This window comes from Plantibacter flavus (genome assembly GCF_900177615.1).
Lineage (GTDB): Bacteria > Actinomycetota > Actinomycetes > Actinomycetales > Microbacteriaceae > Plantibacter > Plantibacter flavus.
Genome location: NZ_FXAP01000001.1, coordinates 404,769 through 419,309, shown reverse-complemented (window position 1 = coordinate 419,309; position 14,541 = coordinate 404,769). Strand labels below are relative to the sequence as shown.

Sequence of the window (14,541 nt, the reverse complement as noted above, 5' to 3'; positions counted from 1 at the left end):
GGGGTCCGTGGCCGGGACCTACTGGCCGAGCGGCAGTCGCTCGCCCGCCGTGATCCGCGTACGGAGCCGGTTGTTCGGCGCAGGCAGCGGGCACACGTAGTGGTCGCTGAACGCGCACGGCGGCAGGTACGCGCGGTTGAAGTCGACGAGGACGTGGCCGTCCGCGGTCGGGGTCGGCATGCTGATGAACCGGAACCGGTAGCTCTCCTCGCCACTCGTGCCGTCGGAGAAGACCGCCCAGAGTCCGTTCGGGCCGCCCGTGACCGTCAGCGACACGGCTTCATCACCGAGCTCGAACTCGACCCGGCCGACGGGGGTCTCGGTCGTGACGTGGCCGTCGATCGACTCGGTCTCGACCGTGACGTCCGGGGACGGCACGAACCGCGCCGGCCGGATCCAGGCGACGTCGGGGGCGAACGCGCTGATGCCCGCGAGCGAGGTCCGGGTCGGCGCCTCCGGGTCGAGCACGCGGAGGGCGTGGACACCGTCCCGCTCCATGCCCCGGAGCAGCGCGTCGCCGAAGTGCAGTTCGTCGCCGTGGACCAGCTCGACACGGTCGGTCATGATCTGCGCGCCACTCGGGGTGGTCAGTCCGGTCCCCGTGAGCCGCTCACCGACGATGCCGGTCGCGTCCGCACGCCAGGTGCCTGGCGCGCCCTCGAGGGCGGTCGCCTCCTCGGTCAGCCAGTGGGTGAACCGGAGGGCGGCGATACCGTGGGGTGCTCGGACTGAACGCTCGCGAGCGGTGTGCCAGGCGGTCCAGGACGCGATGAACTCTGCGGGGGTCTCGGAACTCATACCCTGACGCTACCAACTCCTCAGGTGCCGGAGACCCCCTGGACATCCGGCTGCAGCCGGATGCGCTCCCCGCGAACAGCGCGATGGCGCCGCCCGGAGGACCGGACGACGCCATCGATGTGGGGCTGCTGCTCAGCTGAAGAGCTTCTTGTCCTTCAGCCAGTCGGCCGCGAGGGTCTTCGGAGCGGCCTTCTCGTCGCCCTGGTTGCGGGCGTTGAGCTCGATGAGGTCCTCGGTGGTCAGCTCCGCGGACACGGCGTTCAAAACCTCCTTGACCTTGTCGCTGGCCTTGGCCGAGTTGATCAGCGGGAGGACGTTCTGCGGGAGGATCAGGTTCTCCGGGTCCTCGAGCGTGACGAAGTCGTTCTCGGTGATCGACGGCGTCGTGGTGTAGATGTCGGCGAGCTGGACGGTGCCGTCGAGCAGGGCCGCGGTGGTCTGCGCGCCGCCGCCGTCGCTGATCGGGACGAAGGTGAGCTTGTCGGCGGGGACGCCGTACACCTCGGTCAGACCCTTCGGGCCGTACGGGCGCTCAGCCAACTCGGGTGCGCCGCCGATGGCCAGCGGGATGGTGAGGGCCGCGAGGTCGGCGAGGCTCGTGACGTTGTTCGCCTCGCTGAACTCCTTCGTGACGTTGTAGGAGTCCTTGTCCTCCGCCTTGGACTGGTCGAGGACCTCATAGCCCTTCGGCGTGGCCTCCTGGAGGGCGGAGTAGACCTCATCGCTCGACGTGGCTGTGGCGGAGTCGTCGAAGAACTGCAGCAGGTTGCCGCTGTAGTCGGGGACGAGATCGATCGAGCCGTCTTCGAGTGCTGCGATGTAGACGTCGCGCGCGCCGATGTTGAGGGACTCGGCCGTCTTGATGTCGTTGGCCTCGAGCGCCTGAATGTAGATCTGGGCGATGATCTCCGACTCGGGGAATCCGGCGGAACCGACCGTGATCGTGTCGGATGCCGCGGTCTCCCCGGCGGTCGGGTCGCCTGCGGAGCAGGCGCTGAGCGCGAGGGCCGCGACGGCGGTCGCGGCGATGCCGACGGCGAGGCGTCGACCCTGTCGAACTGTGAACATGGTGTTTCCTATCTGTGATGGGCGAGAACGGTGGTGCCGTTGTGGGTCTGGGAGCCGGGCGGTGCTGTCGCCCGGGATGACAGGACGCGTCAGTTGTTGCGGTATGCCGCGGTCTGCATGTTCGCCTCCGCTTCTGCGACGACGGGGTCTGGTGCGGAGGACCGGTCGCCGCCGGTGGTGGCGTGACCCCGGGTCTCGTCGACCCGCGTGTGGGTCGCCTGGACACCGCGCGGCACGACGGCACGCTGCAGCAGCGAGAAGACGCCCTCGAGGAGGAGGGCGAGCACGATGATGATGATCGAGCCGGCGAGCATCTGCGCGTAGTCGCGCACCGGGAGGCCGTCGAGGATGTAGCGACCGAGACCGGGGCCGTTGGTGAGGAACGCGACGACGGTGGCGGTCGCGATCGTCTGCAGGACCGCCGATCGCACGCCACCGATCATGAGCGGGAGTGCGAGCGGGATCTCCACCCTGCCGAGGATCTGCCACTCGTTCATCCCGACAGCACGCGCGGCGTCGATGGTCTGGCGGTCGATCGACTCGACCCCGCCGTACGCACCGGCCAGGACGGGCGGGACGGCGAGCACGACGAGGGCCGTGATCGCGGGGACGAGACTCGTGCTGGAGAAGCCCCACCCGAGCGTGATGAGCGCGAGGAGTGAGAGCAGACCGAGTGTCGGCAACGCCCGGAGCGCGCCGGTGATCGCGACCGCGATCTCCCGTCCCTTCCCGGTGTGCCCGATGAGGAGTCCGAGCGGGATCGCGATGACGCAGGCGATGAGGACGGTCAGGCCGGTCACGGCCAGGTGCTGGAGGACCCGCACAGGGATGCCGCCTGGGCCCTCCCAGTGCGCGGGGTCGAAGATCCAGGCGAAGGCGGCGAGGAAGTTGATCATGCGGCTCCTCCCCCGGCGGTCGCCAGCTCACGGGCTTCGGTGGCCGCACGACGACGACGGATCGCGCCTTTCGAGCTGATCCGCGTCCACGGCATCAGGAGCCGGCCGAGGAGCACCAGCAGGACGTCGAACACGATCGCGATCACGACCGTCCCGACGATGCCGGTCAGGATCTCGATCGGGAACTGCCGGTTGTAGCCGTCGGTGAAGAGGTAGCCGAGGTTCGTCACGCCGATGAGGGCGCCGACGCTGAGCAGGCTGATGGTGCTCGCGGAGACCACCCGGATGCCGGCGAGCATGAGCGGACCGGCCAACGGGAACTCGACCCGCCAGAACCGCTGGCCGGTGGAGAACCCCACGGCCTGGGCCGACTGCCGGACCCCGGCGTCGACGGCGTCGAGCGCGTCGGCGACCGTGCGGACGAGCAGGGCCACGGCGTAGATGGTGAGCGCGATCACGACGTTCGCGGGATCGAGGATCTTCGTGCCGATGAGAGACGGCATGAGGACGAAGAGCGGCAGGGACGGGATCGCGTAGAGGATGCCGCTCAGCGTGAGCAGCACGCCTCGCGACCACCGGTAGCGGTGTGCGAGCCAGCCGAGGGGCAGGGAGATGAGGAACCCCAGGATGATCGGAGGCAGGCTCAGCTGGACATGGGTGAGGGTGAGATCCCAGATCATGTCCCAGTTCGCGATGACCCAGCTCATGTGGATGCGCCGTCCTTCCGGATGTCCAGGCCCGGGCGGTCGCCTGCGCCTGGCCCGGCGCCGAGGACACCGGCGGGGCGGCCCGACTCGTCGACGACGACATCGCGTCCGTCGACGCGCTCGACGTGCAGCGTCCGCTGTCCACGATCGGCGCCGATGAACTGAGCGACGAAGTCGTCGGCAGGGTTGGCGACGATCTCGGCCGGCGTGCCGACCTGGGCGATGTGGCCGCCCTTCTGCAGGATGACGACCTGGTCGCCGAGGAGGAAGGCCTCGTCGATGTCGTGGGTGACGAACACGATCGTCTTCGCGATGTCGCGCTGCAATCGGAGCAGCTCCCGCTGGAGTTCGGCACGAACGAGCGGGTCGACGGCGCCGAACGGCTCGTCCATCAGCAGGATGTTCGGGTCGATCGCGAGGCCTCGTGCGACGCCGACGCGCTGCTGCTGGCCGCCGGAGAGCTGACTCGGGTACCGGTCGGCGAGCGCGCGGTCGAGTCCGACGGTGTCGAGGAGGGTGAGGGCGTCCGCCCGGGCCTGCTTCTTGTTCACGCCGGTGAGCATGGGCACCGTCGCCACGTTGTCGATCACGGTGCGGTGCGGGAGGAGACCGGAGTTCTGCATGACGTAGCCGATGCGGCGACGGAGACGGACGGGGTCGACGGCGGAGACGACCTCGTCGTCGATGACGATGCGCCCCTCGCTCGGATCGACCATGCGGTTGATCATGCGCAGGAGCGTGGTCTTGCCGCAGCCTGAGGACCCGACGAAGACCGTGGTGGACCGCGACGGGATCGTGAGGGAGAAGTCGTCGACCGCGAGAGTGCCGTCGTCGAAGCGCTTGGAGACGTGTTCGAAGGAGATCATGCTGGACCCGATGCCTCTTCTCTGCACGGCTGTCCGTGACAGGTCGTCTTCCAAGGGTCGTCGCCGCCGCGGTCGGTGGCTCGCTGAACGTCTCTCGGTCGGTGGTCCGAACCTACCGGAGGGCACTGACATCGCCCACCCCCTCGACACGTGTCGAAATACATGGCATGCGACGACGTGGGCGCGTCCGCCCACGGTCACCTGCCGGCCGCCGTCGCTCAGGATCGGTCGACGCCCAATGCGGCGAGGGCCGCCGTGACGAGCTGCTGACCGTGCAGCTCCTGCTCGATCGCCGACCGGAGGCCGGCGTGGGCGACGGAGAACCCGACCGACCACTCGTCGTGCTCCTCCGGGCCGAGCGTGTCAGCCGCGACGACCGCCTCGACCGCCAGCACGTCCGCGAGGAGGGCGGTCGAGCGTTCCAGCAGTCGCAGCGAGGTCCCGGCGAAGGAGGCCGGGTCGTCCGAGTCCTCGTCCGGCACACCGGCGGTGACGACCGGGGTCGCGAGCACGCGCAGTTCAGCGACGAGGTCCGCGGCCGACTGACCGAGCCGCCCCGGTACGAGCCCGTGCCCGGTCCCCCGCGGGTCGGCCCCGCCTCCGTCGATGCGTCCGAGCCGTCGCTCCGCGGCAGCAGCGGTGTGCGCGATGGCCGCGCGCAGCCCGTCGAAGGCGCGAGCGAGCCGCGCGCCGTGCAGCAACCCGCCGGTCCGCAGGACACCCGACGCCTGATCGACGAGTGGATCCTCCGAGGCCGTTCCGAGCGTCGCTTCCACAAGCTGGACGGCCGCCGTGACCTCGTCGGCGAGGGCACCGTTGATCTGCGGGGTCGCCCGGAGCCGCAGTCCGTCCAGGTCCCGTCCGCCGCGCGCACCCTCCGGGCCGACCGGCGTCGCCAACAACTCGGAGATCCGCTCACCGCTCGCCCGGGTACCCGCCGACGGGCTGCCGGCGAGGACCCTCGCGTCGAACGCCGCTCCTCGCCCGCCGAGCCCGGACCGCGCAGCGGCCCGCGACGAGAGCGCGCTCGTGGTGTCCGCCAGCCGACTGAGCGCGCCGAGCCGATGGAGTGCGAGCGCACCGACGCCGAGGGAGTAGGCGTTGTGGTGGACGAACGCCAAGCCCTCGTGCACGGCGAGGTCGAGCGGCGCGAGCCCGACCCGCGACAGGGCGACCTGGGCGGGGAGCCGCTCACCCGCGAGGACCGCCTCCCCCTGTCCGATCACGAGCGTCGCGACGGACGCCAGGTGGGTCTCGTCGCCGTCGCCGAGGGATCCGATGGACGGGATCACCGGGGTCACCCCACGGTTGAGGAGCTCCGCGACGAACACGGCCGTCTCGAGGCGGATCCCGGATGCGCCACGGGTCCATCCGGCGAGCCGGGCGGCGACGACCGCCCGAGCACGGTCCACCGAGAGCGGCAGTCCGATGCCGCCACGGCGATCATGGACGACGCGCTCCTCCACCGCCGAGGCATCGAGCGTCGCTGTGCGCGGAGCCGCTCGTCCCCCGGCGGGACCAGGGATCCGTGGGCCGAGGGACCGACGACCCGGCGCACCGTCTCCGACCGGCGTCGTCTGCCGGTCGACGATGGCCCGGCCGGCGCCGATGCGGTCGAGCGCGGGGGTGTCGAGGACGACGATGGCGTCGTCACGGGACACGGCCACGAGGTCGTCGACCGAGATCGGGCCGATGCCGAACACGACGGGCGCTCCCATCAGTGCACGCCCGTCGATCGGTCGGCGGGGTTCGTCTGGTCTGTGTTGCTGGACACGGGTCGCTCCATCCGCTCGTCGAGGGGCCGTGGACCGGCCGGGATGGACGTCAGCGTACGAGCGCCTGGCGGCCGGTGCACGGTGTGTGTCGACGTGTGACGGAACACGGGAACGGCCGGTGCTCGGCGAGGTGTCCGTCGACCTCAGCGGTAGCGGCGGCCCTCGTCGCGGCGGTAGAGGACGAGGACCACGACGGTCAGGACGAGGGTCCACGCCAGGACGCCGACCCACGACCACCACGGCAACTCGCCACCCTGGACCGCCCACACGACGAGCTCCCGGGTCTGACGGCTCGGGAGGAACATCGACAGCCGGTCGAGCCACGGGGCGAAGAGGAACGGTGGGATGAACAGTCCACCGGCGAAGGCCAGCGAGAACATGACCACCTGCACCACCGCGATCGCGGCCTTGCTCGGGAGGGCGTACCCGATCGCGGTGCCCACGAGCATGAACGGCAGGGCACCCACCAGGAGCGCCACGATGCCGCCGAGTAGTCCCATCGGAGTCGTGGTGGCGGCGGTCAGGAGTGCACCGAGCACGACGACCGGTATGACGGCCGCGAACCCGAGGAGGCCGACCGAGCACAGGTGCGAGAGGACACGGGCGACACCCGTCACCGGAAGCGTGCGGAGGTACGGATCCCACGCCTGCTCCCTCGCCTGGGCGATGGTCAGACCGAACCCGAACAGGGAGTTGGCGAGCACTGCGAAGACGATGAGGGAGATGACGGCCTGGGTCGCGATGACGGGATCGCCGGCGACCTGCGCCTGCGGGACGACGAAGAACAGCAGCGAGAGCGCGGGGAAGACGAGCGAGCCGATCAGCGCGATCGGGACGCGTACGGTCTCGAGCAGGGAGTACCGCGCGTGCAGGGCGGTGAGCTGGAGCGTGGTGGCCATCAGGCGGCGCTCCGTTCGACGTCCGCCCGGGCATCCGCGGTGAGGGTCAGGAACGCCTCCTCGAGGGTCGCTCCGCGCACGGCGAGATCGGTGAACGGGACCTCGGACCGGACGAGATCGCGCACGAACGCGTCGGCGTCGCGGACGTCCAGTTCGACGGCGTCACCGTCCCGACTCGCCTGGACGACCCCGGCGAGCCGCTCCACCGCTCCGGGGTCTGTGCTCCGGAGCCGCACCCGGTGGATGCCGACGAGCCCGAGCACGTCGCGCAGTCGGGCATCGGTGATGACCCGCCCACCGCCCAGCACCACGACGCGCTCGGCGAGCGCTTCGATCTCCTCGAGGTAGTGACTGGTGAGGACGATCGTCGCCCCGAGCTCGTGTTGCCGGCGGATCGCATCCCAGAGGGTCCGTCGCGCGTCGACGTCGAGGCCCGTCGTCGGCTCGTCGAGGAGCACGAGACGCGGTCTGCCGACGAACGCGAGTGCGACCGCGAGGCGGCGCTGCTGGCCGCCCGAGAGCGAGCCCGTCTGGCGTCGGAGGAGGTCGCCGAAACCGAACTGCTCCGCCAGGGCGGCCGTCGGCACGCGGTCTGCGAAGTGCCGTCCGACGAAGTCGACGACCTCTCCCACCCGGAGCGTGGGCGGCAGCGCCGTCTCCTGCGGTGTCGATCCGAGCCTGGTGCGGTTGACCGCTTGGGCTGGATCGCCGCCGAAGAGGGTCACCGTGCCGGTCGTCGGACATCGGGTGCCCTGCAGCAGGGACAGCACGGTGGACTTGCCGGCGCCGTTGGGGCCGAGGAGCCCGACGAGCGAGCCCGGCTCGATCCGGAGGTCGACATCGTCCAGCGCGGTCACGTCGCCGTAGCGTCGTGTCACGCCCTCGAGGGTGGCCAGTGGTGTGATCGTCATGATGTCCCCGTTCCCGACGCGCTGCCGAGCATCGCTCGGAGGCCGGTCATGTAGTCCTCGAACGCGCGGCGCCCGACGGTGGTGAGTTCCAGGTAAGTGACCGGGGTGCGTCCCCGGTGGGTCTTCGTGACGAGGACGTAGGCGCCGTCCTCGAGTTTCCGCAGATGCGTGGACAGGTTCCCGGCGGTCATGTCGAGCATCTCCTGCAGGCGGGGGAACGACATGCTGCTGTCCGCGTCGATCGCCGCGAGCGTCGACATGATGCGCAGGCGGGCTTGAGCGTGGATGAGGGGGTCGAGTTCGTCCATCGGTCACGCCGCCGATCGGTGGGCACGCCGGCGGCGGGTCGCCTCGAGGAAGGTCGCGTACACGAGGAACCCGCCTCCGCCGGCGATGGCCATGATGAGCGCGTTGCCCGGTGAGCCGAAGAACGGTGCGGCCATGCCGACCACGATGATCCAGATGCCCATGCCGTACATGAGGCGGTCGCGCCAGACTGCTCCACCTGCGAGGTAGAGCAGACCGACCACGAGGCTGTAGATGGCCGGGTAGAAGATGGCGGCGAGTGCGGGTGCCATCCCCGCAGCGAACAGGGCGCCTCCGAACACCGCCGCTGCCGTGCACCCGATCGCCCAGGCGATGCCGTACATGGTCCCCTGCACCTGTTGTGCTCCCTGGATCCCGCGCGACACGCGGGAGCCGATGATCGACGACGAGACGATGCCGCCGACCATCAGGATCCCGAAGAGCCATCCGGCGACCGTCGGCGGCGTGGTGAACCAGGGGTTCTCGTCGCTCGCGGACCAGAGCGCGAGGAACCCGACGGTCCACGCGACACCCCAGATGTACACGATCGCGATGGTGGGCCTCGTGAAGATGTCGTCGACACGGCTCGCCTGTCGCTCCTGCAGAGCGAGCATGGCGGCCGGGTCGAGCGCGTCCGAGCCGTCGGTGGGTTCCATCGGTGAAGTCATACTTACTTTGTAACGCAAACCACTCTGCGAAGCAACCCTGTTTGCGAGACACCGTGCGGACATGCCCGCTTCATGCCGAGGCGTCCCAGCCCAACCACCCTTCGACAGGCTCAGGGACCGGTTTCATCCGGGCGCCCCTCTCCCGCCCACCCCTCGACGGACTCAGGGACCGAATCACCTCCGGTGAACCTCTCCCGGTCACTGAGCCCGTCGAAGTGCGGCACAGCTCGGGAACCCAAACGGTGCGGGCAGACTTCCCCGGTCACCGAGCCCGTCGAAGTGCGGCACAGCTCGGGAACCGAAACGGTGCGGACAGACTTCCCCGGTCACTGAGCCTGTCGAAGTGCGGCACAACTCGAGAACCGAAACGGTGCGGACAGACTTCCCCGGTCACTGAGCCCGTCGAAGTGCGGCACAACTCGGGAACCCAAACGGTGCGGACAGACTTCCCCGGTCACTGAGCCTGTCGAAGTGCGGCACAACTCGAGAACCGAAACGGTGCGGACAGGCTTCCCCCGGTCACTGAGCCTGTCGAAGTGCCCACGGGAACCCTTCGACAGGCTCAAGAGTCGGAGCGCTCCGGGTGAACCTCCCCCGGTCACTGAGCCTGTCGAAGTGCCCACGAGGAACCCTCCGACACTTCGACAGGCTCAGTGCGGCGCAGCCCAGGGACCGGAGTTGGTCAAAACGGTGCGGGGTCCGGTTCCGTCCGATGGTGTTTCCCGTCGGGTGTCGTCCACTCGAGGACCCCGCCGGGCCCGTGGTCGAGGTTCCACCCGGGAAGATGCTTCATCCGGTGGTGATGTCGACACAAGCAGGCGAGGTTCCCGGCATCTGTCGTCCCGCCGTCCTCCCACGCGACCGAATGGTCGAGATCGCAAGCCCGGGCGCGCCTGCCGCAGCCCGGCGCCCGACACGTGCCGTCTCGCAGGCGGACCGCGCGCTGCAGATCGGCCGGAACCCGGTACTGCTTCCGCCCGACGGAGAGGACCGCGCCGGTTTCCGGCTGGACGAGGATCCGGGTGAAGCTGGGCGCGTTCACCGCGATACGTGCAGCGGCCTCCGGATCGATCGGGCCGTAGCCGTCCAGCGTGGCCGGGGCATCGCTCACGCCGGCCATGGTGAGCGCCGGCACGGTGATCTGGACCGTGGGCTTGATGTGCTCCTGGACCTCGATCGGGTGCGGGAGCACCGGACTCGACATCACATCTTCGGGTGTCACACCGGTGAGGGCGAGGGCCGCCAGGGCATCGGCCTGCAGTTGGGCGCAGGTGCGGGTGTCGCCAGCTGCGCGTGCCTCCGCGGCCGCTACTTCGACCCGTTCGATGAGCCCCTGGGCGATGGGTGCGGTGGTGAAGAGGTGCACCCATGCCATGCCGTCCGCCGCTGGCTCGAACTCGACCCGGCGGTCCGCCTCCGAGCGGGTTGCGCGCACCGTGATGGATTCCGGATGGAGACGCTCCCGCAGGACGCCGAGTGCTCTCGGTTGTGGAAGTCGCTCGTGTGCCCTTCGACAAGCTCAGGGACCGGAGGAGGATCACCCGAGCGAGATGTTGCTCGTGTGCCCTTCGACAAGCTCAGGGACCGGAGCGAATACGGGTGAACCTCTGCCGGTCACTGAGCCTGTCGAAGTGTCTTCATGTGCCTTTCGTGAGCCCCAGGGACCGGAGGAGGTTGCTCAGGGTCCGCGGAAGGGTTCACCGGATCAAGAGGTGCGGAGCGGCAGCACACCGCGTCCAGCCCGATACGATGGAGGGCTGATGTCCGACCTCCGAATCTCCTACCCGCCCGAGCTGCCGGTCAGTGCCGCCCGCGCGGACATCGCGCGTGCCATCAGCGAGCACCAGGTCGTCATCGTCGCCGGGGCGACGGGTTCCGGTAAGACCACTCAGCTGCCGAAGATCTGCCTCGAGCTCGGTCGCGAATCCATCGGACACACGCAGCCCCGACGACTGGCCGCGCGCACGATCGCCGAACGCATCTCGGAGGAGCTCGGCCAGGAGCTCGGTGGCGTCGTCGGCTACCAGGTCCGCTTCACCGATCAGGCGTCGAAGGCGACGAAGATCAAGCTGATGACCGACGGTATCCTGCTGAACGAGATCCACCGCGACCGGATGCTGCGCAAGTACGACACGATCATCATCGACGAGGCACACGAGCGCAGCCTCAACATCGACTTCCTGCTCGGCTACCTCAAGCAGCTCCTCCCCCAGCGCCCCGACCTCAAGGTCATCATCACGTCCGCGACGATCGACCCGGAGAGCTTCTCGAAGCACTTCGACGGAGCGCCCATCGTCGAGGTCTCCGGCCGCACGTACCCGGTCGAGATCCGCTACCGGCCGCTCGTGGCCGATGAGCCCACCGACGACGACGAGGACGCCCCCGAGTCCGAAGCCGCCGACCGCGACTACCTCGAAGGCATCAACGCCGCCCTCGACGAGCTGGCGCGCGAGTCGATGGGCGACGTCCTCGTCTTCCTGTCCGGTGAGACGGAGATCCGCGACGCCGCCGACGCCATCCGCGGGCGCAACCTGCCCGGCACCGAGGTGCTCCCGCTCTACGGCCGGCTCTCCTCCGCCGACCAGCACCGCGTGTTCCAGCCGTCGACCGTGGCAGGTCTCCGCCGGCGCATCATCCTCGCCACGAACGTCGCCGAGACGAGCCTCACGGTGCCCGGCATCAAGTACGTCATCGACGCCGGAACCGCCCGCATCTCGCGCTACAGCGTGCGCTCCAAGGTGCAACGGCTCCCCATCGAGGCGATCTCGCAGGCGTCGGCGAACCAGCGTTCTGGTCGGTCCGGCCGCACGAGCGACGGCATCGCCATCCGCCTCTACTCGGAGGACGACTTCGCGAAGCGCCCGGAGTTCACCGAACCGGAGATCCTCCGCACGAACCTCGCCGCGGTGATCCTCCAGATGATCTCCCTCGGCCTCGGCGACATCGCCGCCTTCCCCTTCCTCCAACCACCCGACGCCCGCGGCATCAAGGACGGCGTCGATCTCCTGTCCGAACTCGGCGCGATCGAGACCCGCACCTTCGCCGACGGCTCACCTCGCGGCGGCGGTCCACGTCTCACACGGGTGGGGCGCGACCTCAGCCGCCTGCCGATCGATCCGCGGTTCGCGCGCATGGTCGTGGAGTCGAAGCAGCACGGGGTGTCGCGGGAGGTGCTCGCGATCGTCGCGGCGCTCACCATCCAGGACCCACGCGAACGACCGCTCGAGCACCGGCAGAAGGCCGACGAACTGCACCGCAGGTTCGTCGACCCCACGAGCGACTTCCTCGCGCTCCTGAACCTCTGGAACTACCTCGAGGAGAAGCAGGACGAACTGTCGTCGAGCGCGTTCCGTCGGCTCTGCAAGAACGAGTTCCTCAACTACCTCCGCGTCCGCGAGTGGCACGACGTCTACCGCCAGCTGCGTCAACTCGCGAAGCCCCTCGGCCTGACGATCAACGAGCCGGCGGTGAACCCCGACGGCATCCACAAGTCGCTCCTCGCGGGGCTTCTCTCCCACATCGGGCTGAAGGACCAGACCGTCGCTCCCGTCGTGAAGGGCCGGAACGCTCCACCGGCGACGAAGACCGCGAAGAAGGGCGACTACATCGGCGCCCGCCAGACGCGCTTCGTCCTCTTCCCCGGGTCCGCGCTCGCGAAGAAGCAGCCGAACGCCGTGATGAGCGCGGAACTCGTGGAGACGAGTCGGCTGTTCGCTCGGACCAACGCCTCGATCGACCCGGCGTGGGCGGAGCAGATCGCCGGCGATCTCTGCAAGCGGTCGTACAGCGAGCCGCACTGGGAGAAGAATCAGGGCTCCGCCGTCGCCTTCGAGAAGGTGACCCTCTTCGGCGTGCCGATCGTGCCGCGTCGCCGGGTGCAGTTCGGTCGCATCGACCAGGAGCAGGCCCGTGAACTGTTCCTGCGGCACGCGCTCGTCGACGGCGAGTGGACCCACGACATCGGTCGCGACAAGCTGTTCGACTTCCACCGCGCGAACCGACGGCTGCGCAAGGAGCTGAGTGAGCTCGAGGAGCGGACGCGACGCCGCGACATCCTCTTCGACGACGAAGCCGTCTTCGACTTCTACGACGCCCGCGTCCCTGCCGAGATCTCGACGACACGGGGCTTCGAGTCCTGGTGGCGCAAGACGCGCGCCGACCAGCCCGAGCTGCTCACGATGCGCCAGGAGGACCTCCTTCCCGAGGACGCTCCGGCGGTGGATGAGGACCGCTTCCCCGCCGAGTGGGTGCAGGCCGACCAGCGGTTGAAGCTCAGCTATCGTTTCGAGCCCGGAAGCGACGACGACGGCGTGACGGTCATCGTCCCGCTCGCCCTGCTCGACCGGCTCTCGCCCGCCGGTTTCGACTGGCAGGTCCCCGGTCTCCGTCGGGACCTCATCACGGCGATGATCAAAGCGCTCCCGAAGGCCCTGCGTCGGAACATCGTGCCTGCGGCCGACTGGGCGGCGAAGCTGCTCGCCGAGCTCCCCGCCGACGTCCCGGCGGTCGCCCCCGGCAGTCCCGCCGCCGAGGACTCGTTCGCCACCCGTCTCGCGAACGCCATCAAGCGGCTCTCCTACATGGACATCACCGCCTCGGACTTCGAGATGGAACGCGTCCCCGAGCACCTGCTCGTGACCTTCCGGGTCATCGACGAGCGCGGCCGGACGCTCGCCAGCGGCAAGGACCTCGTCGAGCTGCAGCAGCGCCTCAAGCAGCGCACCCGGGCGAGCGTCGCCAAGGTCGCGGCCGCCAGAGTGCCCAACGCCATCGAACGGTCCGGGTTCACGCGGTGGGACTTCGACGACCTCCCCCGCTTCATCGACATCCGCCAGGAGGACGGCGTGATCCGCGGCTACCCCGCGATCGTCGACGACGGCACGAGCGTGTCGATCCGGATCATGAGCACGGAGGCCGACCAGGCGCGCGCCATGCCCGCGGGAGTGCGCCGCCTCCTCCTGCTCGCGATCCCGTCCCCGACGGCCTATGTGCAGCAGCACCTCAAGGCCAACGAGAAGCTCGCGCTCGCGACGAGCCCGTACCGGTCGACGCCGGCGTTGTTCGAGGACTGCCTCGCCACCTGCATCGACGACGTCCTGTTCCGCGTGGTGCCCGACGGACAGGTGTTCTCGCGGCTGCAGTACGAGACGCTGCGCGACCGCGTCTCCGCCTCGGTCATGGACCGCATGTTCCAGACGGTCGCCGTCGTCGCCCGCATCCTGCAGGCCGCGCGCGACACGGAGAAGGCCATGAAGGCGGCGACGAGCATGACGCTGCTCGCGGCACTCACCGACATGCGGGGCCAGCTCGACGGACTGGTCTTCCCGGGCTTCGTCTCCCGGACGGGCTCAGCACGACTCGAACATCTGCCCCGCTACCTCGCCGGCATCCGTTACCGCGCCGAGCGACTGACGGACAACCCGAACCGCGACCGCGTGTGGATGACGGAGGCGCAGACGGCGTCGGCGCGGTTCGAGGCCGCCGGCGGCACGATCCCACTGCCCGCCGAGGCTCCGGAGCACCTCGTGAAGGCCCGGTGGATGCTCGAGGAGCTCCGGATCAGCCTGTTCGCTCAGCAGCTGGGCACGGCCGAATCGGTCTCGTTGCAGCGCCTGCAGAAGGTCCTCGCGGGCTAGCGCTCCCTGGT

At 69.4% G+C, this 14,541-nt stretch carries 12 protein-coding genes and 1 pseudogene; 1 reads left to right on the top strand and 12 read right to left on the bottom strand.

Annotated elements, in window-relative coordinates; all coding sequences use genetic code 11:
* Window positions 1-18 precede the first annotated feature (18 nt).
* The 12 genes and pseudogenes from B9Y95_RS02020 to B9Y95_RS01970 form a co-directional block, all read right to left on the bottom strand.
* Window positions 19-798, bottom strand: a complete 780-nt coding sequence (locus B9Y95_RS02020) for a DUF1684 domain-containing protein (protein ID WP_085510425.1) — start codon at window positions 796-798, stop codon at window positions 19-21.
* A 132-nt stretch (window positions 799-930) separates the two neighbouring features.
* On the bottom strand, window positions 931-1,866 hold the full coding sequence (locus tag B9Y95_RS02015) for an ABC transporter substrate-binding protein (protein WP_079705431.1): 936 nt from the start codon (window positions 1,864-1,866) through the stop codon (window positions 931-933).
* 89 nt (window positions 1,867-1,955) lie between these two features.
* Window positions 1,956-2,762, bottom strand: coding sequence for an ABC transporter permease (locus B9Y95_RS02010; RefSeq protein WP_085510424.1), 807 nt, complete (start codon window positions 2,760-2,762; stop codon window positions 1,956-1,958).
* A complete protein-coding gene (locus tag B9Y95_RS02005) occupies window positions 2,759-3,469 on the bottom strand; it encodes an ABC transporter permease (RefSeq protein ID WP_079705429.1) in 711 nt (236 codons plus the stop codon). The genes B9Y95_RS02010 and B9Y95_RS02005 overlap by 4 nt, the downstream gene beginning before the upstream one ends.
* A complete protein-coding gene (locus tag B9Y95_RS02000; protein ID WP_085510423.1) occupies window positions 3,466-4,335 on the bottom strand; it encodes an ABC transporter ATP-binding protein in 870 nt (289 codons plus the stop codon). Before B9Y95_RS02000 ends, B9Y95_RS02005 begins: the two co-directional genes overlap by 4 nt.
* A 218-nt stretch (window positions 4,336-4,553) precedes the next feature.
* Entirely contained in the window at window positions 4,554-6,053 is a 1,500-nt protein-coding gene (locus tag B9Y95_RS01995; RefSeq protein ID WP_085510422.1) for an aromatic amino acid lyase, read from the bottom strand.
* 200 nt (window positions 6,054-6,253) lie between these two features.
* Window positions 6,254-7,009 (bottom strand): ABC transporter permease, encoded by a 756-nt coding sequence (locus B9Y95_RS01990; RefSeq protein ID WP_085510421.1) that lies wholly within the window; start codon window positions 7,007-7,009, stop codon window positions 6,254-6,256.
* Entirely contained in the window at window positions 7,009-7,920 is a 912-nt protein-coding gene (locus B9Y95_RS01985) for an ABC transporter ATP-binding protein (RefSeq protein WP_085510420.1), read from the bottom strand. The genes B9Y95_RS01990 and B9Y95_RS01985 overlap by 1 nt, the downstream gene beginning before the upstream one ends.
* On the bottom strand, window positions 7,917-8,228 hold the full coding sequence (locus B9Y95_RS01980; RefSeq protein WP_085510419.1) for a transcriptional regulator: 312 nt from the start codon (window positions 8,226-8,228) through the stop codon (window positions 7,917-7,919). The genes B9Y95_RS01985 and B9Y95_RS01980 overlap by 4 nt, the downstream gene beginning before the upstream one ends.
* Window positions 8,229-8,231: 3 nt before the next feature.
* A complete protein-coding gene (locus B9Y95_RS01975) occupies window positions 8,232-8,894 on the bottom strand; it encodes a hypothetical protein (RefSeq protein ID WP_137242037.1) in 663 nt (220 codons plus the stop codon).
* A 682-nt stretch (window positions 8,895-9,576) separates the two neighbouring features.
* On the bottom strand, window positions 9,577-9,825 hold the full coding sequence (locus B9Y95_RS21075; protein WP_268808515.1) for an HNH endonuclease signature motif containing protein: 249 nt from the start codon (window positions 9,823-9,825) through the stop codon (window positions 9,577-9,579).
* Window positions 9,826-9,828: 3 nt separating this feature from the next.
* A pseudogene (locus B9Y95_RS01970) lies at window positions 9,829-10,365 on the bottom strand (DUF222 domain-containing protein); the annotation flags it as partial.
* A gap of 289 nt (window positions 10,366-10,654) precedes the next feature.
* On the opposite strand from B9Y95_RS01970, the gene hrpA reads away from it, so the two are divergent.
* The gene (gene hrpA, locus B9Y95_RS01965; RefSeq protein ID WP_085510416.1) at window positions 10,655-14,530 is read left to right on the top strand and encodes an ATP-dependent RNA helicase HrpA; all 3,876 of its coding nucleotides are present in this window, start codon (window positions 10,655-10,657) and stop codon (window positions 14,528-14,530) included.
* The last annotated feature ends 11 nt before the right edge of the window (window positions 14,531-14,541 follow it).